The 23,739-nt window shown below is 68.4% G+C and carries 18 protein-coding genes; 6 read left to right on the top strand and 12 right to left on the bottom strand.

The genetic code is table 11. From position 1 onward, the window contains the following. Positions 1 to 101: 101 nt before the first annotated feature. From ABIC44_RS13170 to ABIC44_RS13160, 3 genes are all read right to left on the bottom strand, one after another. Positions 102 to 7,448 (bottom strand): autotransporter outer membrane beta-barrel domain-containing protein, encoded by a 7,347-nt coding sequence (locus ABIC44_RS13170; protein WP_354295929.1) that lies wholly within the window; start codon positions 7,446 to 7,448, stop codon positions 102 to 104. A 241-nt stretch (positions 7,449 to 7,689) separates the two neighbouring features. After that, positions 7,690 to 8,223, bottom strand: coding sequence for an RES family NAD+ phosphorylase (locus tag ABIC44_RS13165; protein WP_354295928.1), 534 nt, complete (start codon positions 8,221 to 8,223; stop codon positions 7,690 to 7,692). 17 nt (positions 8,224 to 8,240) lie between these two features. Then, positions 8,241 to 8,591, bottom strand: coding sequence for an antitoxin Xre/MbcA/ParS toxin-binding domain-containing protein (locus ABIC44_RS13160; protein WP_354295927.1), 351 nt, complete (start codon positions 8,589 to 8,591; stop codon positions 8,241 to 8,243). Between the two features lie 146 nt (positions 8,592 to 8,737). On the opposite strand from ABIC44_RS13160, the gene ABIC44_RS13155 reads away from it, so the two are divergent. Further along, a complete protein-coding gene (locus ABIC44_RS13155) occupies positions 8,738 to 9,724 on the top strand; it encodes a helix-turn-helix domain-containing protein (protein WP_354295926.1) in 987 nt (328 codons plus the stop codon). Here the strand turns inward: ABIC44_RS13155 and ABIC44_RS13150 are convergent. The 7 genes from ABIC44_RS13150 to ABIC44_RS13120 form a co-directional block, all read right to left on the bottom strand. Continuing rightward, a complete protein-coding gene (locus ABIC44_RS13150) occupies positions 9,721 to 10,974 on the bottom strand; it encodes an MFS transporter (protein WP_354295924.1) in 1,254 nt (417 codons plus the stop codon). The two genes, ABIC44_RS13155 and ABIC44_RS13150, sit on opposite strands and share 4 nt — an antisense overlap. Positions 10,975 to 10,989: 15 nt before the next feature. Further along, positions 10,990 to 11,685 carry an SOS response-associated peptidase family protein gene (locus ABIC44_RS13145; protein ID WP_354295923.1) on the bottom strand — a complete coding sequence of 232 codons (696 nt, stop codon included), beginning with the start codon at positions 11,683 to 11,685 and terminating at the stop codon, positions 10,990 to 10,992. After that, positions 11,682 to 11,873: a hypothetical protein gene (locus ABIC44_RS13140; protein ID WP_279333562.1), complete on the bottom strand. Its 192-nt coding sequence runs from the start codon at positions 11,871 to 11,873 to the stop codon at positions 11,682 to 11,684. The genes ABIC44_RS13145 and ABIC44_RS13140 overlap by 4 nt, the downstream gene beginning before the upstream one ends. Before the next feature lie 164 nt (positions 11,874 to 12,037). Further along, positions 12,038 to 13,402: an ABC1 kinase family protein gene (locus ABIC44_RS13135; RefSeq protein ID WP_354295921.1), complete on the bottom strand. Its 1,365-nt coding sequence runs from the start codon at positions 13,400 to 13,402 to the stop codon at positions 12,038 to 12,040. Continuing rightward, positions 13,392 to 14,717 (bottom strand): ArnT family glycosyltransferase, encoded by a 1,326-nt coding sequence (locus ABIC44_RS13130; protein WP_354295919.1) that lies wholly within the window; start codon positions 14,715 to 14,717, stop codon positions 13,392 to 13,394. The genes ABIC44_RS13135 and ABIC44_RS13130 overlap by 11 nt, the downstream gene beginning before the upstream one ends. A 201-nt stretch (positions 14,718 to 14,918) precedes the next feature. Then, entirely contained in the window at positions 14,919 to 16,121 is a 1,203-nt protein-coding gene (locus ABIC44_RS13125) for a sialate O-acetylesterase (RefSeq protein WP_354295918.1), read from the bottom strand. 77 nt (positions 16,122 to 16,198) lie between these two features. After that, complete coding sequence (locus ABIC44_RS13120) at positions 16,199 to 16,642, bottom strand: MerR family DNA-binding protein (RefSeq protein WP_354295916.1); 444 nt, start codon at positions 16,640 to 16,642, stop codon at positions 16,199 to 16,201. Between the two features lie 45 nt (positions 16,643 to 16,687). Here ABIC44_RS13120 and ABIC44_RS13115 point away from each other — a divergent pair, with 45 nt between their 5' ends. The 5 genes from ABIC44_RS13115 to ABIC44_RS13095 all read left to right on the top strand — a co-directional run bounded on the left by ABIC44_RS13115 (position 16,688) and on the right by ABIC44_RS13095 (position 22,224). After that, the gene (locus ABIC44_RS13115; protein WP_354295914.1) at positions 16,688 to 17,428 is read left to right on the top strand and encodes a MauE/DoxX family redox-associated membrane protein; all 741 of its coding nucleotides are present in this window, start codon (positions 16,688 to 16,690) and stop codon (positions 17,426 to 17,428) included. A gap of 242 nt (positions 17,429 to 17,670) precedes the next feature. Further along, positions 17,671 to 18,861, top strand: a complete 1,191-nt coding sequence (locus ABIC44_RS13110) for an AAA family ATPase (protein ID WP_354295990.1) — start codon at positions 17,671 to 17,673, stop codon at positions 18,859 to 18,861. A gap of 59 nt (positions 18,862 to 18,920) precedes the next feature. Next, positions 18,921 to 19,970: a ParB/RepB/Spo0J family partition protein gene (locus ABIC44_RS13105; protein ID WP_354295912.1), complete on the top strand. Its 1,050-nt coding sequence runs from the start codon at positions 18,921 to 18,923 to the stop codon at positions 19,968 to 19,970. Between the two features lie 76 nt (positions 19,971 to 20,046). After that, the gene (locus ABIC44_RS13100; protein ID WP_354295911.1) at positions 20,047 to 21,249 is read left to right on the top strand and encodes a replication initiator protein A; all 1,203 of its coding nucleotides are present in this window, start codon (positions 20,047 to 20,049) and stop codon (positions 21,247 to 21,249) included. Positions 21,250 to 21,771: 522 nt separating this feature from the next. Next, positions 21,772 to 22,224 carry a hypothetical protein gene (locus ABIC44_RS13095; RefSeq protein ID WP_354295909.1) on the top strand — a complete coding sequence of 151 codons (453 nt, stop codon included), beginning with the start codon at positions 21,772 to 21,774 and terminating at the stop codon, positions 22,222 to 22,224. Positions 22,225 to 22,259: 35 nt separating this feature from the next. Here the strand turns inward: ABIC44_RS13095 and ABIC44_RS13090 are convergent, their stop codons facing one another. Together ABIC44_RS13090 and ABIC44_RS13085 are read right to left on the bottom strand one after the other, a co-directional pair. Beyond that, positions 22,260 to 22,991 carry an IS110 family transposase gene (locus tag ABIC44_RS13090; protein ID WP_354295908.1) on the bottom strand — a complete coding sequence of 244 codons (732 nt, stop codon included), beginning with the start codon at positions 22,989 to 22,991 and terminating at the stop codon, positions 22,260 to 22,262. Between the two features lie 237 nt (positions 22,992 to 23,228). Then, positions 23,229 to 23,534 (bottom strand): IS110 family transposase, encoded by a 306-nt coding sequence (locus tag ABIC44_RS13085; protein WP_354295906.1) that lies wholly within the window; start codon positions 23,532 to 23,534, stop codon positions 23,229 to 23,231. Positions 23,535 to 23,739 lie beyond the last annotated feature (205 nt).

The following is a 23,739-nucleotide window of genomic DNA, read 5'->3' as shown; positions in this document are numbered from 1 at the left end:
GTTCATAATAATTCATACCGGCAGAGGCTGCAAGGATATCGCCTGCCCGCTCTGTGAGGAGCAAGGGGTGGAGCAACATGGCCCGCTCCACCCCCGGTCGATCAGAAGCGCAGGCGCAGGCCCGCCGCGATCGTTTCCTGGTGATCGTCGCGGCCGGTCTGCGCGCTGCCGGTCGCATAGAGGTCGATCCCGTTGCGGAAGCGATAGGCGACCCCGCCCGTGGCCGTGCCGACCAGCGGCGCGCGCGCGGAGCCGAGCGCGACCAAGCCCAGGCCGCCCCCGGCATAGCCGCCCAGCGCGACCGCGCGGTTGCCCTCGATCTGGTAGCGCGCGCCCAGCGTCACGAACGGGCGGAACGGCGCGTCCGACGCATCGCTGCGCCCGACCGTGATCCCGGCATCGGCAAAGCCCGCGACCAGATCGCGCCGCGCGACGGTGAGCGCGAAGGGGCTGCCCCCCGTCTCGCCCACGCCCGCCCGGCGGGTGCGCAGATAGGTGATCCCGGCGCGCGGGGTCAGCGCCCAGCCCTCCGGCATCTCGGCGGCATAATGGACCGACAGATCGCTGGTCCATGTGTGCAGGTCATAGCGGCCGAAGCCCGAGGCCGTGCCCGGCAGCGCACGGGTGGTCCGCGCCTGCGCACCGTCATAGACGATCGACGCGCCGAAGCCGAAGCCGTTCGGCATCGCATAGCGGCCATGCACGCCCGCGACCACGCCATCGGCCCTGGTCGAGGCGGCGAGCGGGGCGATCGACTGACGCGTGTCGAGCCAGCCGCCGAACGCGCCGATCATCCACTGGCGATCGCCGTAACCGACCCCACCCAGGAAGCCATAGCCGCGCGTCTGCGCCGTGCTGGTCCCCTGTGCCCGGTCGGCGCCCAGCGTGTGCCACTGGCCGAGCGTCTGGGCGAAGGTGAAGACGCCCGCATCCTCCCGCGTGGTGGCGAAGGCGGGCCCGCGCGCCGCCTGGACCAGCCCCAGCGCATTGTCGACGCCGATCTGCGAGGCCGAGGCATAGGCCTCCGGCGTGATCTGCGCGAAGCCACGCGGATTGGACGCGCCCGAGGCGGTCAGCAGCGACGGCAGCGCGGCGAACAGCGTGCTGGTCGCGGGCTGCTTGGCCAGGGTCGCATTGGCATAGTCGATGCTGCGCGCCACCTGCGGACTGAAGGCGGCATCGCCCAGGAACTGGCCGAGCAGCTGGATGCGGTCGGCACGCTGGACGATGAAGCCGAACAGGTCGGCGGGCTTCAGGACATTGGCATAGCTGCCCGAGATTCCGCCGCTGGCGACGATCAGGTCATAGGAGGTGCCGGGGCGCAGCGCGCCGCTGGAGACGATCTGCAACGTCGATCCGCTGCCGATCGTCATCGCGCCGTTGACGATCAGCTTGTCCGACACGGTCGGGGTCAGCTCGAAATAGGATAGCGAGCCGCTGGCCAGCGTGACGTTGCCGTTGACCGTCATCGTGCCCGGCGACGCGCCGGGGCTGAGGATGCCCGCGACCGTCACATTGCCGTTGACCGTGCCCGCCGAACCGAAGGTCGCGCCCTGGCGAACCAGGAACTGCGCGGCGCTCATCGTCGAACCGGCGAAACCGACCAGGCGACCGCTCGTCATATCGACCGAGCCGAAGGCGGCATTGCCCGACACCGTGGCATAACCGCCGGTCATCGCCAGCGCCTCGACATTGGCGACGTTGGTGAAGGCGACCGGCGCGGCAGCGGTGCCGCCCGACAGCGCGATCGTGTCGGTGCCCGCCCCGCCATCGACCGCGCCCGCAAAGGTGCCCGCGATGGTGAAGCGCTGGTTTCCGCCGGTGAAGGCGACCTGGCCCGCGGTCAGGCTGCTGCCCGAGGCGATGGTCAGGTCGGTCGCGGCGTTGACCTGGGCATAGCTTTGCGCGCCCGTCAGGGTCAGCGCGCCGGTCCCTTCGGTCGCCAGCGTCTCGAACCCGGTCAGCGTGCCCGCCGCCAGCATCTGGTTGCCCGCCAGCTCCAGCGTGACGGTGTCGTTGCCCGCGCCGCCCGCGACGCTGCCGATCAGGACCGAACCCGCCGCCAGGCGGAAGCTGTCATTGCCCGCGCCCAGGTCGATGACCCCGGCCAGCGTGCCGCCCCTGGCGATGGTCAGCGCCGTATCGCCGTCACCGAAGCCGAGCGGCGCACCCTGCGACCCCAGCGAACCGGTGACGGTCAGCGCGTTGCCGGTCAGCGACACAGTCTCGAATCCGGTCGCCACCCCGCTCAGCACCACCGGCGCATTGGCGGCGAAGCGCAAGCTGTCGGTGCCCGCGCCGCCATCGTAACGGCCCGCCGCATTGGTCGTGCCCAGCGCCAGCAGGTCGTCGCCCGCGCCCAGCGAAACGCTGGCGATGTCGCCATCGACGCGCAGCTGCTCGGCCGCGTCCGAGCCCGTGACCGATCCGATCCGGTTGCCCGCCAGCGCGACGTTCAGCCCGGTGCCCGCCAGCGCGACCGTGTCGAAGCTCTGGTCGAGCGTCAGCGACAGCGTGCCGGTGCCGGTCACCGCCAGCTGCTGGAAATTGCTGCGCTGGCCGATGCCGCTGCGGTCGCCCGCGAGCAGCACACCGTACAGGTTGGTGCCCGTGCCGCCATCGAGAGTGCCTAGGACGCGCGAATTGGGCCCCTCGACGAAGCTGTCATTCCCGCCGCCCAGCGCGACCGAACCGGCGATGGTGCCGGAATTGACGACCGTCTCGTTCGCATCGGTGCCGGTGATGGTAACCGGGCCGGTGCTGGTCAGCGTCTGGCCCGCCGCGACGGTCACCGTTCCGCCCGCAACCCCGATCGTGTCGAAGCGGAAAGTACCGGCATAGGTGACATTGCCCTGCCCGACCTGGTTGAAGCGCTGGAAATTGACGAACTGGTCGCCATTGACCGTCCCGCCCCCGGTCGCGTCGACGATCAGGCTGTTCGTGCCCGTGCCGCCATCGACCGTCCCGACCAGCGTCGCGCTGGCGCGGTGCAGGAAGGTGTCGTCGCCCGCGCCGAGGAACACATTGCCCTCGATCCGGCCGTAATTCTCGATCCGGTCATTGCCGTCGCCCAGCGCGATCGACCCGAAAATGCTGCCGGTGTTGACGATCCTGTCGTCGGTCGCGCCGATGCTGTGGATCGCACCCGCCAGATAGGGACTGCCGATCTGGCGCACGAGCGTGTCATTGGCGGCCAGCGTGGTGCCCGCCCCGCCGCGAATCGTCCCGGCATTGGTCAGGTCGAGCGCGGCGCCGTTGGTCCTGACCGCGACGGACAGCGGCCCGGTCGCCTCGATCGTGCCGGTCGCGGCATTGGTGATCGTGGCGGTCGCGGTGCCGTTGCCGAAGACCGACACGGCCGCGGCGATATAGGTGGTGGGTGCGGTGGGATCCTTCGGGACGCTGGCGCCCGCATAGGGATCGGTGATCGTCACCCCGCCGCCATTGGCGCGGATCGTACCGCTGTTCGTGATGGCGATGCTCTGCGCGCCGGTGGCGGCGGTGCCCGAGCCGTTGAAACCGGCGCGGACGCCATAGGCCGATGTCCCGCTGGCGTCGATCGTGCCGCTATTGTCGAGGCGGATCGCACCGCCCGTGCCCCGGTAATCGTCGATCGTCAGCAGGGCGGCCGACCGGCCCTGCCCGGTCGCGGTGATCGATCCGCTGTTGGTGACGGCGATCGCATAGGAGCGCGCGGCGTCCGATACCGGCGTGCCGTAATAGCTGTAGCGGCCCGCATAGGCGTTGACGCCCTGGGTGACCGTGCCGCTGTTGTCGAACTGGATCGACCCGCCCAGGTCATTGTTCATCTGAAGCAGGACGCCCGATCGGCCCTCGTCGGTGGAGGCGATGGTGCCGCTGTTGGTCAGCGCGATCTTCTGCGGCTGCGGCGCATCCGGTGGCGTCGTACCGTAATAGCTATAGTCGCTGGCAAAGGCGTTGAACCCCTGGGCGATCGAGCCGCTGTTGGTGGCGGTGATCGCACCCCCATTGACCGACAGGTTGACGCTGCGACGGCTGGCGTCGTTCAGGATGCTGCCCGAATTGGCGAAGCTCAGGTCGCCGACGGCATAGATGGAAACGGCGGTGCGCTTCAGCGCCGCATCGCCGACCGTGCCGGTGTTGGTGAAACGCGCAACCTGGCCCGAGATGGCGCCCTTGACGACGGCCTGGTTGGTCAGCGCCGCCAGCATGGCCTGCGGCTGCGGCTGGTAGTAGGAATAATAGCTGTCGCCCAGCACCAGATCGCCATCGACATTCGCGGTGTTGACGATCTGGCCATCGCCCAGAATCCCCAGCGAGGCCAGCGCGGTCTGGGACTGGATGGTCACGACGGTATCGGCACCGATCGCCTGAAGGTCCTCACGCTCGAAGTTGACGGCGGTCAGGGTGCCCAGCGTCGCGGTCGTCGATTTGGTGAAGGCATGGCGATAGATGTCGAACCCGCCGCCCCCGTCGATCGTGCCGCTGACGCCCGACTGGCCGTCGGTCTCGACGAACAGGTCGCTGCCGTCCCCGAAGCGCAGATTGCCGGTCAGCGTGCCTCCATTGGAGGTATAGATGGCATTGGAATAGGAGCGGCCGCCATAGCTGGCATAGCCCAGGTCGACATCGCCGGTGATCGTGCCCGCATTGACGATCTGGCCACCGCCCAGCCGGATGGCCAGTTGCCCGGTCGCGCCCGCGATCGTGCCACCGGTCAGATTGCGCAGCGTGGTGCCGTAACTGTAATTCTGGCCGATCGCGATGCCGTCCGTGCTGGCGATGCGGCCGCTATTGTCGATCGTGCCGGTCGTATAGTCCATGATGACGGCGGTGCCCGCCACCTCGATCGTCCCGCTGTTGACCAGCGTGGTGAAGCCCGAGACGCCGGTCGCGGCGCGGCCGCCCGAGGCCTGGACGATGCGGCCGCTATTGGTGATGCTCTTGGCATATTGGATGCCCGCCGCGCCGTTCAGCGTGATCGTGCCGTCATTGGTCACGCTCTTGCCGCCCGAAATGGCGGTCAGCTGGCCATAGGTGGTCGGCCGCGTGTCGGCGACGCTGATCGTGCCCGCATTGGTGAAGCTGTCCTCGCTGCCCAGCGAAACGGCATTGGCCGCATAGACGTTCGTGTTCGACACCGCGAGCGACAGCGCGCCGCGGCTGGTGATGGTCAGCGCATTGGCGGCATAGGTTTCGCCCGGTGCCTGGCTGCGCGAGATCAGCTGGATCACCGAGCCGGCGGTGCTGGCGATATCGGCGGTCAGGTCGACCGTCCCCTGCCCCGCCAGATAGAGCGGTCGCGTCGAGGCGGCGCCAGTCAGGGTCAGCTTGGCCTTGTCGAACAGTTCATAGCCGAGGGTGACGAACGGGCTGGTGGTCGGCAGAGTCGCGGCCGTGTCGGCCCGCACGCGCAGGCGCAGCCCCGCGCTCGCCCCCGACACCGTGCCGGTGATCCCGGCGAAGCGGTCGCCGCTGCTGCCGGCGAGTTCGGTGACGAGCAGATCGCCGCTCGTCAGCCTCAGATTGCCGTTCAGCACACCGCCCGGCAGCGCGAAATAGGTGTTGTTGTTGCCGTAATAGCTGGTCGACGAGGACGGGCCGAAGGTGACGTCGCCGTTGATCGTGCCCGCATTGGCGATGCGGGCATTGAACACCGCGAAATCGCCGTTCGGCCCGATACCGCGCGTGCCCCCGGTGACGACGCCGCCCGCCTGGTTGTTGAGCACGCCGTAATAGTCGATGAACACGCCGGTCCCGGTCGCGGTGATCGTGCCGCTGTTGCTCAGGCTGCTCGACAGCTTGAGCCCGGCGGTCGTGCCCTCGATCCGGCCGGTGTTGGTCCAGTTCGAGCCCGACGAGCCCGACAGGATCGCACCCACTCCGCCAGTCGAGCGGATCGTGCCCGAATTGGCGAAGCTCGGCCCGAACAGCGACACCGCGGTGCCGCTGGCGGTGATCGTGCCCGAATTGACGAACGCACCCTGCGAGTTGAACGAGACGCCGCCCCCGGTTGCGGTCACGGTGCCGCTATTCTCGAAACGGTTCGCATAGTTCATCGAGACGGCATAGAGGCCGGTCTGCGCTCCCGTGCCGGTGATGCTGCCGGCGTTGGTGACGCTGGGCGAACCGGACGAACCATATTCATCGGACAGCACGGTGCCGGTGTCGCTCAGCGCGGCGTTGTTGACGACCGCTCCGCCGCCCGCGACCCGCAACGGCCCCGCCACCGCAAAGTCCTTGGCCAAGGTGGTCGTCGTCTTGGTATCGGGAGCGAGGGTCAGCTGTTCGAAATTGGTCGGCAGCGTCAGCGCCGAGGACAGGGTCGTATCGCTGGTGAAGCGGATGCGCAGCGTGTCGGTGCCCGCCCCGCCGTCGATCGTACCGCTGATCCCGGTGCGGATCGCGCCATTGGCATAGCCGACGGTCAGCGTATCGTTGCCCTGACCTAGGCGGACATTGCCGGTGATCGTGCCGACGGCGTTGTCAATGGTCATGGCTCCGCTGAAGGTGACCGTTGAGCTGGTGACATCGCCGACGATCGTACCCGCGTTCGTCAGACTGAACGTACCATAGTGGTCAATCGCCGTCGTACCGGCCGTGGTGATTCGCCCGCCCGCCGCGTTGGTGAGCGTCATGCCCCCCCCCGAGATCGCCGCGCCGGTCCCGATATTGCTGATCGTGCCGCTGTTGGTCCACGACATCGACGTTATGTTGGCCAGCGTCGCAGCCGTGCTGTTCGTCGTGATCGTGCCGCTGTTGGTCCAGCCATAGCTATACGCTACGGCCGAACTGTAGGTCGCGCCCACATCGATCGCGCTGCGGCTGCCGCCATCGATGGTGCCGGCATTGGTCAGCGTGCCGACGGGGCCGCTGATCGCGCCGATCGTGCCGCCTGCGCGGTTGGTGATCGTCTGGAAGCCCGCATAGGTCGGGTTGCTCGACAGCAGCGCATAGCCGTCCGAGCCGGTCCCCGTGCCGCTGATCGTGCCGCTATTGTCGATCGACGCGGTCGTGCTGCCATAGCCGTTGCCGGTCTGGCCGAGGACGATGCCGTTCGCGCCGCTGATGCTGCCGCCCGCGCGCACCGTCACCGACAGCTGGCCGCTGGAATAGCTGTTGGCGGTGGTCTGGCGGACGAACTGCACGCCGGTCTGGCCTGCGCCATCGACCCGGCCGCCCACGGTCAGCACCCCATAGGGATAGCTGGTGGCCGAGGTCGGGATCGCAAAGGCGATGGCCGGCGCGCCGCTGTTCGTCACCGTCGCCCCGGTCGCCACATCGACCGTGGTGCCCGAGGTCGTGACGGTCAGGCCGTTGCTGTCGGTGCCGCTGCACGTCGTCGTGGTGTTGGCCTGGGTCGGATCGGGGGTGCATTGGGCAAAGGCCGGGCCCGCCACCATCACCGCAAGCAGAATGGCACTCGATTCCAGAGCGCGCGCCTTCACCTGCCGAGCGCGCGACATTGCCTTCACCATTTTTCGAAAATCCCCAATTGTCGGACGATTCCTATGATGAAGTCGGCGTCATGTCACGTGAAATCATGACGTGATCGTCATGACGAAATAAAGTCATTTATCTTTTCTTGGTACGACCGGAGTTACCGAATTTCCATCATTGACGGTTCGGGGGTCGGAAAGGATCGGGCGTTCCGATCACTTGCGCGGCCAGTTGCCGGTCGACGGCACCGAAGCAAATCGGCACCGCTCAGGGATGCGGCGTCAGTACATGGTCCGGATCGAGCAGTTCCAGCGCCGCGCCCTCCCTCGATTCGTCGGCCCCCAATCCGTCAGCACGGTGCCAGCGCCACAGCACCAGCGCGGTGCCGCCCGGATTTTGCGCGGAGGGGACCAGCGCGCCCTCCGCGCCGCTCGCGATCAGTTCCTGCGCCAGCACCCAGCTGGGCGGGAGGCCGCCCTCGATCCCGGCGATGGCCTTCCAGGGTGCGGCCAGGGCCAGGGCGATCCGCTCGTCGGCCGCGCGGCCCTGTCCGTCGGTCAGGTCGGCGATCGCGGTCGCGTCCAGCCGATAGGGGGCGAGCGTGCCGGGCTTGGCGAGGCCCTGATAATATTCGGCGATGGCGGTGGCGTGGTCGGTGCCCAGATAGAGCGCCGCCTGCCCCGGCGCGTTCCAGCGTCCGCCATGCCGCCGCGCCCCCTCCCCCGACCAGGGATCGCGCTGGTAACGGATCGCCAGCATCCGCCAGAGCGGGCAGCGCAGCGCGCGCAGGGGATAGGGCACCCTGTCCCCCTTTGCCGTCAGGAATAGACCCCCTCGGCCATGCGATCCAGGTCGCTGAGGACCAGCGCGGCATGGCCTTCCTCGACCAGCTGTTCGGGGGTCTTGCCGAAGCCGGGCAGCGGCTGGTGGCGGAACCAGATGATCGCGCGCCCCTCGTCGCCCGACAGTTCGGCCGCGCGCGCGATGATGCGGGCGATCTCGCCGAGCCGCGCCTGGACCGCCGGGCTTCCCGGCTTGGCGGCCATGGTGTTGCGGTTGACCTGCGCCAGCTTGGCCAGCCGGGTCAGCGGCAGCCGCAACCGCTCGGCCATGCGGCGCGGGGCGATCATGTCGTGATCGCGGATATCGTCGAGAAAGGCGGCGAGCATCGGCACACTCCTTGCCCGTTATATGCCTGTTTTATGCCCCATTCGCAAGACGAGCCTGACAGGCGGAGCCATTGCGGCCATGGGGAATTGATCCAGATCACCCATCCGGCATCGGGATCGGAAAGGGTGAGGATCGGGAGCGGGATTTGAAGGAAGCGATCGGCTTTTCCAGCGAGGGCCTGGCCGAGCATGTCGCCTTTGCCCGCTACCGCGAACTTTATGCGCAAGGGGCCGATGTGGTGCGGCTGGACGGGCCGTTCCGGGCGCGCGTCACCGGCTGGCGCTTTCGCCACCTGCTGCTGTTCGACCGGCATCTGTCGGGCATGGCGCATGCGCGCGAGGAGCGGGTGCAGGCGGACGGGTTCGACCATATCGTCCTCCACCATGTCCTGTCGGGCACGCTGGTCGGCCATCCGCGCAGCGGATTCGAGCGGGCGGGGCCGGGCGACATCGTCTTTCTCGACACGCGGCGCGGCCACCGGACCGAGGCGCGCGACCTGCACATGATCACCGCCAGCATCGCGCGCGACCTGGTCCATGCGGCGCTGGGCAGCCTGGGGGCGCTGCATGGCCAGGTCGCGCACGCGCCCGACACCGCGATGCTGGGAGATTTCCTGCAATCGCTGGTCCGCCATGCGCCGATGCTCGACGACGGGCACGACCGCGCCTTTGCCCGCGCGCTGATCGAGCTGCTGCCGACCGCGCTGGGCGGCCCGCGCGACGTGGCGGTGGAGGCGCGGCGCCAGGACCATCTGCGGCGCGAAACGGTCGACCGGCTGATCGACCGCGAAATCGCCGACCCGCAGCTGACCGGCACGGCCATCGCCGAGCGGGTCGGCCTGTCGCGCGCGACGCTCTATCGCCTGTACGAGCGCAATGGCGGGATCGCGCGCTATGTCCGGCATCGCCGGGTCGACGCGGTCCGCCGGGCGCTGGAGGGGGCGGTTCCCGTATCGCTGGACGAACTGGCGCGGGCTTATGGGCTGGGCGATGCGGCCGGGCTGACCCGCGCCTTTCGCGCCGAACATGATGTCGACCCCGACGCCTATCGGACCCGGATGCGCCAGGGCCAGGCGGACAGCGCCACGCTGGGGGCACGGCGCTGGAACGGCTGGATGAGCGAACTGGACTAGCGGGCGCGCCGATAGGCGAGTAGTGCCGCGCCGCATCCCAGCGCGCAGGTCGCGCCCAGCACCAGCGCCACCGCATCGGCCAGCCCGGTCAGCGCATGGCTGGCGATCCCGACCAGCCACGGGCCCAGCGCGGTGCCCGACAGGGTGATGACCGTCAGGAAGAGGGCCGTCGCCTCGACCCGGAGGGCGGACGCGATGCGCGCCTGAAGCCCGATCAGCCCGTTGGCCAGCGTCACCGACAGGCCGATGACCGCAACGGCCAGCGCGGCCAGCGTCGCGTCCCCGGCCCCAGCCCAGCCCCCGGCCCGCGTCAGCGGCCACAGCGCCAGGCCGCACAGCCCCAGGCCCAGCAGCATCAGGCCGGGCGTGGTCCCGCGCCCCCTCCCCCGCCCCAACCGGTCGGACAGCCAGCCGCCCAGCCCATGGCCCAGCACCCCGGCCAGCATCATCACCAGCCCGACCTGCGCGCCCGCCAGCGGCGGGGTCAGGCCATGCTGCCGGATCATCAGGCTGGCCGACCAGCTGGTCAGCGACTGGAGCGCCAGCGCGGCGCACAGCGCGGACAGGATATGCGGGGCCAGGCTCGCGCGGTCGGCCACCATCGCGCGCAGCGCCTGTCGCATCCGGATCGCGGCGCTGCCCGGCCGGGCGACGGGATCGGGCCTTCGCCCCACATGCCAGGCGAGCGGCAGGCCGACCGCCCCCATCGCGAACAGCACCAGCCGCCACGGCGCCGGCCCGGTCGCGGGTGCCAGTCCGGCGAACAGCGCGAGCAGCGCACCGCCCCCGATCATCGCCAGCCCCCGACCCAGCGAAGCCCCGGCGGTGAACAAGGCGATGCCGCGCCCGCGATGGCCGGGCTCCATGGCCAGCCCGATCAACCCGACCGCGGCGGGGCCGATCGCGGCCTGGGCCAGCCCCATCAGCATCCGGGCGGGGACCAGCAGGGCGACCGACGCCGCGCATCCGCACAAGATCGTCGCAACGCTCGACCCGAGAAGCGCCAGCGCCAGCAACCGCGCCAGCGGCCAGCGCCGGGCCGCCAGCACCATCGGGACGATCGCCAGCCCATGGACCAGCGCGAAGGCCGGCCCCTGGACGAAGCCGATCGCGTCGTCGCCCAGATGCAGCTCGGCCTTGATCGGCTCGACCAGCACGGACAGCAGGAAACGGTCGCCGACCGCCAGCATATGGACCAGCGCCATCAGTACCGCGACGCCATATCCCCTGTGCGGTGTCGATCGCGTCACGCAATGCCCCTGGCGTCAGCCCCGCGCGGTCCTCCGGGATGGGGGCCATGCGCTGTCGCGATCGCAACGCTCATAGGATGCGGCGGGCCCCTCGCAAAGCCCGATCCGGATCGGCAGCACGGGCGACGGGTTTTGCAGCGCGGTCACGTCCGCCCAGTCGCCACCCAGCCAGCGGGCGCGGTCCTGGGGTGCTACGATCATCGGCAGCGTCGACCAGGGCCCCTCGCCCCCCACACAGCCCAGCATCGCGAAGCCATGCGCGCCCGCATGGCTTCGCCACAGCCCCGCCACGGTGAAGACCGGCTGGCCGTCGAGCGTGAACCAGACCGGGCGATCCTCCCGCCCGTCGGGCGAAGACAGCGCGCCGCGCGCGGCGGTCACCGGAATCAGGCAGCGTTGCGCGGGAACCTCGGCCAGTCGCCGCCACCAGGGCAGGGTCAGGCTGAAGATCCGGGTGGTCGGCCAGCACGCCTCGCCCCCGCTGATGTCCCAGCGCTGGGTGTCGAGGCCCAGCCCCTGCGCGCCCTGCCGCAGGACGAAGGCGGGATGGCCGGGCACGAGATCGCGCAGCCGCGACCATGCGCCCCAGGAGGCCCGATGCGTCCAGGCGACGGCGAATTCCGCGCACAGCTCGTCCGCGCTGCGGTCCAGCGTCGCGCGGTCGGACACGGGATGCGTCGCGCGCGGCAACGGCCCGGGCAAGGCGGTCATGACGCCCTGGCCCACACCCATTTGCGACGATTCTGCGAATAGCGGCGTCGGACCGGCTGGCAGAACAGCAGGTGGCGGCGATGGTCGTTCTCCAGCGTCACGACCCGGCACAGGACGAAGACCGTTCTCCACTGGCGCGTCCGGGCGAACGGAAGGGCCAGCGACATCTTGGGGAAGCGCAGGATCACGATGGTTTCTTACCAGCTTGGACAGGGTGGGACGGGGTGACGCCATGGGAAGCGGCCCCGGCCCGGTCTTCGCAATCTAGATCAGTCCGGGGCGGCTGCCCATTACGGAATGGCCGGCGTCTCACGATTGAGACGATCGCTCCGGAACCGGATGGAATCCGGGGTTAAAGCCGGATTTCGGCCCCGATCGCCTCCGCCGCCAGCCCGCGTATATCGACCCGCGCCTTCAACCGCGCGCACAGCAACGCCGTGCCGCTGATCTTGCGCTGGACGAACAGCGTCTCGACATGGGGCACGTGCCAGGTGTCACGGTCGGCGATCATCGCCTTGGTCTCCTCGCGCACCACCGGCACGAAGGCGCGGTCGCCGAAGTCGAAGGGGCCGGGACGCGCCATCGTGTCGTCGATCGCGGCGATGATCCGGTCGACCGCCGGGCGGTGCGCGGCGACCGCCCTTTCGCCCAGGAAACCCGTCTCCACCGCGATCTCGCGGATGCGGTCGCGGTCATGCGCCAGCCCCGCCTCGATCAACCGGCGATAGGAGGCGGCGGTCTCGGGCGGCACTTCGCGCGCCGCGCCGAAGTCGAGGAGGACCAGACGCCCGGTCTCCGCCTGCCAGCGGTAATTGGCGAAGTTCGGATCGGTCTGCATCATCCCGAAGTCGAACAGCTCGCGCAGGACGAGCTGGATCAGCGCGGTCATCGCGCCGTCGCGGGTGGCCTGGTCGGCCTCGACCAGCGTCTCGATCGGCTGGCCGGGGATATAGTCCATCGCCAGCACCAGCGACGTGGTCAGCGACGGCTCGGGCGCGGGCACGACATAGCGCGGATCGCCCGCCAGCCGCTCGCCAAAGCTACGCATCCGATCGGCCTCACGCCGGTAATCCGCCTCCTCGGCCAGTTGCCGCTTGGCTTCCTCCAGCAGCGGCTTCAGGTCGACCGAGGGCGGGATCAGGTTCGACACGCGCAGCAGCGTCGCGACATTGTCGACATCCGACCCGATGCTGCCCTGTACGCCGGGATATTGCACCTTGATCGCCAGCACCCGGCCATCGGGCAGGGTCGCGCGGTGGACCTGCCCGATCGAGGCGGCGGCCATGGGGGCCGCCTCGAAATGGCGGAAGCGGCGTCGCCAGTCGGGGCCCCATTCGGCCCGGAGCAGCTTGTCGAGCTGCGCGGGCGGCATCCGGTACGCCTGGTCGCGAAGCCGCGCGAGGATGGTCTGGAGCTCGGGCGGCAACAGGTCGCCCGCATCCATCGAGATCATCTGGCCCAGCTTCATCGCCGCGCCGCGCAGGTGCGACAGCCGGTCGGCGACCCGCGCGGCATTGCCGGGGGTGAGGATCAGGTCGCCAAGCTTCGGCCGCTCGCCGCTGGCCAGTCGCCGCGCGCCCTCGGCCAGCATCCCGCCCGCGACCCCGCCCGCCAGCCGCCCGAACGCACCCGCGCGCGCGAAGCGGCCGCTGGGAACGGCGCGGTGCCGGGGCGGCTGCCCGGGCTGGGATGGGGGATTGCTGTCGTCATCGGCCATGATCCGGGATAGCGGCGGGCGGGCGGCTTGGTTCCGTCGCCCCGGCGATCACGCTTGCCGCGACCCAGCCCGCCAGGATCATGACGAAGGGCATGGCGGGATAGTGATAGCGGGTCTGGCCGGTGAAGCCGAAGGCCAGGACGGTGCAGAAGACCGGCATGGCGGCGGGGATCAGCATCGCCGCGCCGGGCGTCCCCCGCCACGCCGCGCGCGCCGCCCGGCCGGTGCCGACCAGGCCCAGCGCCAGCACCGCCAGATAGAAGAGCTGGTTCACCCCCTGCATCGCGCGCCACAGCCCGCGCCGCGCGGGATGGCTGGCGTCGAGCGGCCAGAAGCCGTCGCTGTCCTTCCACCAGAGCAGCGCCATCTTGCGCAGGCCGAGCAGCCCCCAGCGCAGCGGATGCGCGGCGATCCAGTCGATCGCCAGCGTCTTCAACCGGCGCTCCATCTCCATCTGGCGCTCGACCCGCTGGGCAAAGGGGATGCCGACCTGATCCCACAGCGGCGACCGCTCGACCTGGAAATAGCCGCCATCGGCCAGGTCGTTGGCCCCGGCATGCAGCGCGACGCCGCTATTGCTCGACACCAGGACCGGCGCGCCGAGCATCGCCTGGTTGCGCCAGCTCCAGGGCAGCAGGACCGCCGCCATGCCCGCCAGCACCAGCGCCAGCGTCAGCCCCGCCCGCCGCACGCCATGGCCGCGCCACGCCACCGGCAGGACCAGCGCCAGCAGCACCGGGAACAGCATCATCTGCGGCCGCATCAGCGCCCCCGCCCCCAGCACCAGCCCGGCGAGCAGCGCAGGGCCGATCCGCCCCCGCGCCTTCAGCATCAGCGCGGTCCCCGCCATGACGATCGCGGTCGAGCTGGGTTCGGCCGCGGTGTCTCCGCTATAGGCGATATGCGCGGGATAGACGGCATAGAGCAGCGCCGCGAGCCGGGCCGCCCCCTCCCCTGCCCCCAGATGCCGCGCGAACCACAGGATCAGCGCCAGCGTGGCGGCCTGCGCGATCAGGTTGACCAGGATCGGGCCGACCAGCGACGGCCCGAACAGCGCAGTCGCCAGCCCCAGCAGCGCGGGATAGCCGACCGGCCAGAAGGCAGTGGGAAAGCCCGCTTCCTGATAGCCCAGCCCTTGCGCGATCTCGCGCCCCCGGATCAGATACCAGAGCGAGTCGCCGCGCGGCGCGATCGGAAAGGCCAGGATCAGCCCCAGGCGCAGCGCGATGGCGATCAGCAGGATCGCGGGGATCACCCGGCGCGAGGTGGCGAAGCCGTGCCAAAGGCCGGACGGCGCGCGCACAGGATATGGCATGGCGTGATCCCCCCGTGACGATCCTGTCCCCATCGCCGTCCCCTTCCCCCCGGATGCCTCCCCCAAGCCTCCCCCACGGGACAGGCGAGGGCGGCCGCGCATCGGAACGGCGATCCGGCTTAGGATAGCGGGGGCGCCGGGGACAAGGGGACGGCTTCGGGGCGCTGTGCCGGGGCGGGATGGCCGACCGCGCCCGGCTCGTCAGCCGGTGACGGCGACGATCCCCAATGACGGCTCCATCGGCAGCCGATCGGCGCTGCCGTCATGCACGCCGTTCAGATCGTCGGGATCGGTGGCCAGGCCATAGGAGACGCCGCGTGCGCCGGTCCCGATCGCGCCGTGCGACAGCAGGATCGTCGTCCGGCTGGTCCGCACCGCGCCGGTGATCGGCACGGCCTGTCCGTTCTCGGTGACCTGAAAGCCCAGGATCGCGCTGGCCGGGGTGAAGTCGACGCCGTCCGCCAGCGCCAGCGTCACCTCGGTCTGGCTCGCCCCGACCGCGCGCGCCGAGGCCAGGCGCGGTCCGCGCGGGCCCGGTTGCCCCTGCAACCAGGCCAGGACCTGCGCGGCGAAACGCTGGCCCGACCGGACCTGCCCCTGTTCGCTCTGGTGGATGCCGTCGACCACCGGCAGGTCATAGGTGGTGAAGCCATAGCGGACATGGGGATCGCCCAGCGCGACGGTCATCTCCGCCTGGCGCTGGATCGCCTGCATCCGGTGCAGCCCGGCGTCGTTGCCCCCGATATTCTGCGACCCGCCGATGAAGACGGTCAGGTCGGGCAACCGCGTCTCGCTGCGCAGCGCGGCGATCAGCGTGCGGATCAGCCCCAGCTGGGTGGCGAGATCGCCGGTCAGCCGGTCCGCGACGTCGTTGCGCCCGACCTGCAACAGCACCGCATCGACCCCGCCCGCCGCGACGATCGCCCGGACCAGATCGGCGCGCATCGTCGATTGGGACGCGGCCCATTGGATCAGCGTCGTGCTGCCCACCCCGCCACGGACATAGCGCACCGTCCGCCCGGTCGCGGCGTTGATCGCCAGCCCCGCCGTCTTGCCGAACGCCCCCCGGCCGAGCGGCACGAAGCTGATCCCGTCACCGGTCGACACGACCGCCGAACTGGTCGCCGGGCCGTCATAATTGGACAGATATTGCGCGCTGCTGCTCGACCCGGCGAAGGCGATGGTCAGCCGGTCGGCCGCCAGCGTGGTCGGCCGCGCGGGGGTCGGTGTCGGCGTGGGAGTCGGTGTGGGCGTCGGGCCGGGTTGCGGGGTCGGGGTGGGGGTCGGGATGATCAGGTCCGACGGCGCCTTGTCGTCGGCGCAACCGGGGATCAGCGGCAATGCAATCGTACAGGCGGTGCCGGTCAGGAAAAGGCGTCGGCTCGGAAAGGGCGTATCGGTCACGGATCAACTCATGGCGGGGGAAGCGGAGCGGCCCTGCGCCATTAACCATCAATATAGATTAAATGTGACGCGAAATTTCATTCCGGCGTCATGCGCCCCTCCCCCTCGAACGACCGGAGGATGGGGCACGGCCCCGCCCCCTCGCCCGCGCACCGCTCGGCCAGCGCGTGGAGCGAGGCGCGCGCCTGTTCGAGCGCGGCGATCTGCGCATCCAGCGCGACGATCCGCTCCCGCGCGAGCTGGCGCACCCGCGCCCGGTCGTCGGTCGCGTCGAGCGCCAGCAGCTCGCCGATCTGCTCCAGCGTGAAGCCCGCCGCCTGGCCCGAGCGGATGAAGCGCAACCGCCCCAGATCCTCCGCGCCATAGCGCCGGACCCGCCCCCCCGCGCTCGCCCCGGCGGGGCGTTCGGGCGTGTCGAGCAGCCCGCGCCGCTGGTAATAGCGGATCGTCTCCACCCCCACCCCGCCTTCTCGCGCCAATCCGGCGATGGTCCATTCCGACACGTCTTGACTCCGTACCATGGTACGGATGCCATATGGCGCATGGACCCCAGTCGGAGAAGGACCATGACCGCCACCCGCAAAGCCATTCTCTACCGCATGGTGATGCCGACCCACACCTGCCCTTACGGCCTGAAGGCGAAGGACCTGCTGCGCCGACAGGGGTACGAGGTCGAGGACCATTATTTGCGCACCCGCGAGGAGACCGACGCCTTCAAGGCCCAGCATGGCGTGAAGACCACCCCGCAAATCTTCGTCGAGGGCGAGCGGGTGGGTGGTTATGACGATCTGCGCCGCTTCTTCGGCAAACGGGTCGCCGATCCCAAGGCGACCAGCTATCGCCCGGTCGCCGCGCTCTTCGCGATGACCGCGCTGATGGCGCTGGCCGCATCCCAGGCGGTCTATGCCACCCCCTTCACGACCCGCGCGGCCGAATGGTTCATCGCGTTCAGCATGGCGGTGCTCGCCCTTCTGAAGCTCCAGAATGTCGAGAGCTTCGCGACCATGTTCCTGAACTACGACCTGCTCGCCAAGCGCTGGGTCCCCTATTCCTATATCTACCCCTTTGCCGAGGGGCTGGCCGGGGTGCTGATGATCGCAGGGGTGCTGACCTGGCTGTCCGTCCCGATCGCGCTGTTCATCGGGGGCATCGGCGCGGTGTCGGTGGTGAAGGCGGTCTATATCGACCGGCGCGACCTCAAATGCGCCTGTGTCGGCGGATCGAGCAACGTGCCGCTGGGCTTTCTGTCGCTGACCGAGAATCTGATGATGATCGGGATGGCGGTGTGGATGGTGGTGGCCAGGTAAATTCCTCCCCTGCAAGGGGAGGTGGCGCGCGTAGCGCGTCGGAGGGGTGTCCCCCTCTCGATAGCGCGACACCCCTCCGTCAGCGCTGCGCGCTGCCACCTCCCCTTGCAGGGGAGGATTTGGGAAAGTTTCCCCGGGGAAACATCCTTCCCCCTTCCCTCCACCTTGCCCGATTGAATGAACTTTGCCATTAACCACCCCCAAAAGCTTCAAGGGGTGCGCGAGTGGCGGAAGATCATGCAATGCTGTCCCAGATCGGGGATCTGGCCAGCGCGGGCGAGCGGATGATCGAGCGGCTGCGGCGCAAGGCGTTCCTGCCCGAAAGCCGCAAGGGCCTGCACGTCCGCTTCGGCATTGCCGAGGCCGCGCAGCTGCTCGGCTGTTCGACCAACCGCATCCGCATGGCCGAGGAGGATGGCCGCCTCCCCCCCGCCCCGACCACCGAGAATGGCCGACGCCAGGGCTATACCGTCGAGGAGCTACTCCACATGCGCGAGGTGCTGGGCGCCTCCCCGGCGCGCGCGCCGCTCGACATTCCGGCGATCATCGCGGTGCAGAATTTCAAGGGCGGCGTCGGCAAGTCGACCGTCACCACACATCTCGCCCATTATTTCGCCGTGCAAGGCTACCGCGTGCTGGTCGTCGATTGCGACAGCCAGGCGACGACGACGACTTTGTTCGGCTTCAACCCGCATTTCAACGTCACCCGCGAAGAAACGCTCTACCCCTATCTGTCGATCGACCCGACCCAGACCGACCTGGCCTATGCGGTCAAGCCCACCCCCTGGCCCAATGTCGACCTGATCCCGTCGAATCTCGAACTGTTCGACGTGGAATATGAGCTGGCCGCGGCGGGCAGCGACGGCGGATCGGTGCTGGCCGCGCGGTTCCGCAAGCTGAAGCGGGGCCTCGCCGATCTGGCGCGCAATTACGATGTGGTGCTGCTCGATCCGCCCCCTGCCCTGGGCACGATCAGCCTGGCGGTGATGCAGGCGGCCAATGCGCTGCTGGTGCCGATGGCCGCGACCACGCCCGATTTCTGTTCGACCGTCCAGTTCCTGTCGATGATGGATCAGGTGCTCAACCAGCTGACCGGGGCGGGCATCGAGGTCGATTACCAGTTCGTCCGCCTGATCTGTTCCAAGTTCGACGGCAACGACCCCAGCCATGCCATGGTCCGCGCGATCATGGAGCAGAGCTTCGGCCCCGCGCTCCTCCCCGTCCCCATCCTGGAGTCGGCCGAGATCAGCCATGCCGCGATGCGGATGATGACCGTCTATGAGCTGGAAAAGCCGATCGGTACGCCCAAGACGCACAAACGCTGCCGCGCCAATCTGGACGAAGCGATGCGCCAGGTCGAGCAGCTGGTCCGCCAGAGCTGGGGCCGGGTCGAACCGCTGAGCGAGGAAGCGGTGATCCATGCCGCGGCTTGATCGGCTTCCCCTTTCCTACACGATAATGTTCTGCCTATGTTCCGGGCGGGAGGCATAAGATGGCGCGTAAACAATCCGATTATCTGGCGGCCCTGCTGGCGGAGGAAGAGGGCGACGCCCCCTCCCCCAGCCCGGCCCGCGAGGCCGTGGCGGAACGCAGCCGGGGCACGACCCTGCTCGGCCGCGAGTCCGCGCTCGCCCGCGTCGCCAGCGGCGAGGTGCGACAGGTCACGCAGCTGCTGCTCGACCCGGCGCGGGTGAAGATCTGGTCGGGCAATGCCCGCAACTACGACCTGCTGACCGAGGCGCATTGCCGCGAGCTGATCGACTCGATCATCGCCGAGGGGGGGCAGAAGGTCCCCGCCGTGGTCCGCCGGATCGAGGGCGATCCCGATCATGATTATGAGGTGATCGCGGGCACGCGGCGCCACTGGTCGATCAGCTGGCTGCGCGCCAACAGCTATCCCGACATGGTCTTCGTGGCACAGGTCGCGCAGCTGGACGACGAGGCCGCGTTCCGCCTTGCCGATCTGGAGAACCGGGCACGCGCCGATGTATCGGACTATGAGCGGGCGCGCAATTACCTGGCCGCGCTGACCGCCCATTATGGCAACCACCAGACCCGCATGGCCGAGCGGCTGAAGCTGTCCAAGGGCTGGCTGTCCAAGATGCTGAAGGTCGCCGCGCTGCCCGACGAGGTGGTCGCCGCCTTCGCCTCGCCGCATGAGGTGCAGCTCAAGCCAGGCTATGCGCTGGCGCAGGCGATGCAGGACAAGGGCGAGGCGTCGGCCATCATGAGCGTGGCCCAATATATCACGCGCCAACAGGCCGAGCGGCGCGAGGCGGGGCAGTCGCCCATCCCGGCCAACGAGGTGCTCCACCGCCTGCTGACCGCGCGCAAGATGATGCTGGGGGAGGATGGCGAGCCGGAACGCTACAGCTATCACAACCGCTATGGCCGCCCCGTGCTGTCGGTCCAGTCGGCCAACCGCCAGGGCGTGACGGTGCGGCTTCATGCCGGTTCGGGCGCGGATGTCGAGGAAATCGTGACGGCGCTGCGCGGTGCTTTGGCGCATCTCGAACAGACGGGCAGGGGGCTTCAACCCTGATGTTTCCCCGGGGAAACACGCTGGCCCGCCCATCTTGCATGTTTCCCCGGGGAAACATGCGTCGGGGTCATGACGCATGAGCACGAAGCCCAAGGACGGATCGGCCGAACAGTTCGAGCTGTTCCTGCCCTATCTCGCCGACCTGCCGCTACGCGACCAGCGCGAGATGATGGAGCGGCCTTTCTTCAGCCTGGCCAAGTCGAAACGGGTCAAGCCGATCGACTATCGCTCGCCCGATGGCAAGCTGTGGGTCCATGTCTCGGGCAATCCCGATTATGGCATGGCGACGATCTGGGATGCCGACATCCTGATCTATTGCGCCTCGATGCTGGCCGACATGGCGCGGCGGGGGATCAACGACGTGCCGCGCAAGCTGCACCTGATGCCCTATGACCTGCTGCGCGCGATCGGGCGCCAGCCGACGGGGCGTGCCTATGAGCTGCTCGGCCAGGCGCTCGACCGGCTGGTGTCGACCACGGTCAAGACCAATATCCGCGCCGAGAACAGGCGCGAGGCGACGTTCAGCTGGCTCGACGGCTGGACGCAATTGGTCGACGAAAAGACCGAACGCTCGCGCGGCATGACGATCGAGCTGTCCAGCTGGTTCTATGAAGGCGTGATGATGACGGGCGGCGTGCTGTCGATCGACCGCGCCTATTTCGACATTTCGGGCGGCCGCGAACGCTGGCTGTACAAGGTCGCGCGCAAACATGCCGGCGGGGCAGGGGAGGGGGGCTTCGCCATCTCCATGCCGACCCTGTTCGAGAAATCGGGGGCCGAGGGACAATATCGCCGTTTCAAGTTCGAGATCGCCAAGATCGCCGAGCGCAACGAGCTGCCCGGCTATGCCCTGACGCTCGAACAGGCCGAGGGCAAGCGCGAGCCGAGCCTCAGGATGCGTCGGCGGGCGGAAGGGGAGGGGGCTGGCCCAGCCGTCCCTGCGCCCCCGAAAAAGACCAGGGCCGCTGCCGCGCCATCCCCCAAGGTCCCGACGCCGGAGGACACTGCGCCGCTCCCCTCCGACCAGGACCTGGATGCCAGCGGGCTGATCCGTCGCAGCGTCAAGAGCCTGTCGACCCGCTCGACCTTCGGAGAGATCACCGACGCGACCCTGGCCCTGCTGCGATCCGAATGTCCGGGCTGGGACTATCAGACCCTGCACGCCGAATTCAAAGCCTGGGTCGAGGGCGATCCGGCCCGCACGCCGGTCAGCTATCAGAACGCCTTTATCGGCTATGTGCGGCGTTTCGACGCGAAGAACCGGCACCTGCTTCGCTGACGACAGGGGAGGGGAGCGCGGCAATGGCGCTCCCTTCTCGCCATTTTGGCCGCTGGAATTGCGACGCAGGAGGGATGCGCAGCCTGAACGCGTTCCCGAAATATCGCGTGTTCGATCGTCGCTACGATCGCGTGTCCCGGCTGGTCGCCACTTTGAACCTCACCACGCGGGATCGGTCGAAAACTGATTCAATCCGACCCACTCCAATGGCGTCCGTCCCGCCTTTTCGATATATCGGGAACGGGCAACGATACTCCCGGAACGGTCGGGCGATACATCGGGAACGCCCATCACGATACTCCGGGAACGGACACTCGATATGTCGGGAACGCGAGAGACCTAAAAAAGCGAGCGAATCCGGCATTTTAGCCTGTGGAAAACACGGCTTAACCCTTTAAATCCCTTCTAACGCTCTAACCCTTCCAGATATGTTTTTTTGAGCTTTTTTGAAGAGCTTGATGAGTTTTCTGAATCAGTCGCCTTTTCGCTTTGGGTTTGCGGCCCATCGATTCACAAAGGGCCATGCCGATCGCACGCGAACATCGCTGGCTCTACCCGATCGACTGGCGCGAACTGTCCGCGTTGATCCGCTTCGGCAGAGCCAAGGGGCGGTGCGAGCATTGCGGGCGGCCGCACGGACGCGAGATCGTGCATCTGGGCGACGGAACTTGGTGGGACGACACCCGCGCCCGCTGGCGCGACGGCCGGGGCAGGGGGGTCAGGGCGCTGCCCAGCCCCACCGCCATGATCCACGCGCAACCGGGCCTGGCCGGCATCGCCCCGCCCCTACCGTTCCGCCGAACCCGCGTGATCCTGGCCAGCGCGCACCTCAACCACGACCCCGCCGACAACCGGCCGCGCAACCTGGCGGCGCTGTGCCAGGCCTGTCACATGCGCCATGATGCGGGGGAGCATCGCAGGCGGCGGCTGCGGAATCGCTTCCGGGGAAGCGCCATTCGCGATCTTTTTGCCTGAAGTGACGGCGCGTTTCCGGGGGGCAACTGTGATGTTCATGCGAGAGCGATAGGCTGTCGCTTGCGGATCATGGCGTTGAGGATGACGAGGAGTTGCCGTGTGACGGCGATAAGGATGGTCTTTGGCGCCTTGCCCTTGGCACGCATCCTGTCGCGCATGGTGGCGAGGACGGTGGGCCCGATGCCGGGAACGGCCGTCAGCAGCCGGGCCTGTTCGGACAGGGCGTGATCCTGAGCGATGAAGCCTGCGATCTGGCGGCCGAGATCGGCAATCTGCTGGCCGAGCAGAGTGATCATGGCTTCGATGGCTTGGGCGATTTCGGGCTGACCTGCGCTATGGCGATGGAGCTTTTCGGCTTTGCGCATGTCGACCAACTGCCTGCGACGGCGCAAGAAATCGGCCAGACGCGAACGGGCTGGGCTGAGTGGGATGGTAGCGGGCAGGTCCAGCGCCGCGCCCATCTGCGCCAGGACACGGGCGTCGACGCGATCGGTCTTGGCCAGCGTACCGGTGGCTCTGGCAAACTCGCGGGCCTGGCGCGGATTGACGCGTGAGAAGGGATGGCCGCGTGTCGCCAGCGCAGCGATCAGGTCGCCGTCGCAGCCGCTGGTGGCTTCGAAGACGAGGCGGATGTCGTGGTCGAGCGTGTCGAGCCAGGTGGTGATGGCATCCGGTGTATTGGCGATCTGCCCGCTCCGACCTGATGGCAGTTCGCAGATGTCGATAAGGGCACGCGAAAGGTCGCAGCCGATGACGGCCTGTGGCATGGGTAAGGCTCCTGTCCATGTCGTGCGGGATCGGGAGTCCCAAGCAACTGTTCAGGGTTGTGACCAACGCGGAAGGGACCCTTGCTCCCTATCGGGCTCCAGACCCTCGGGGGGGACGGGCTCCCTTCCGCAACACCTTCATACCAGCATCACATCAGACAGGGGGGGAAGGGGGGATGGTTCGGCCCTGGGGCGAAAACTGCCACGCAAGAGGCCATAGCTGTGTAACCGTTGAACCTACGATGCATCATTCACATGGGTTTTGCGGCTGAGGACGTTCTTTGCATACCGCGCATTTACGAGGATTACGTGAAAACCATGCTCCTCCAGCACTCCGAAAAGCGGGGATCCAATAGACGCCGGTGGTTCCATAGCCACGCTTGTGACGCCACACGCTTTGAACCAGCGCGCCATGTCATTAAGATCACCGGTGAATGTGTTGACTGCGCGTACGGGCCGATCGTCCGCATCGGGATTGACCGCTGCCATGTGCATGGTCGAACCGATGTCGATGGCCGCCGCGCCCGGCATAACCATTGGCATTTCACCAACCTTTGCCGATGATGCCAACGCCGCCCTGGCACAGGGTAGCCGGGGACTGTCAGGAATTTCGTGTGCGGGCGGGCGGGATGAACATTATGCCGCCATGGCCCGGGAGTGTCAGGAATTTCGTGTGCGGGCGGGCGGATGAACATTACGCCGCCATGGCCCGGATGAAACGCTCGCCGAAGATGACGGCGAACTGAGC

Origin of the sequence: Sphingomonas sp. 1185, from assembly GCF_040544655.1 — a bacterium.
Taxonomy (GTDB): domain Bacteria; phylum Pseudomonadota; class Alphaproteobacteria; order Sphingomonadales; family Sphingomonadaceae; genus Sphingomonas.
Note: the sequence above shows the minus strand (reverse complement) of the source record. Positions and strands in the feature narration are given on the sequence as shown.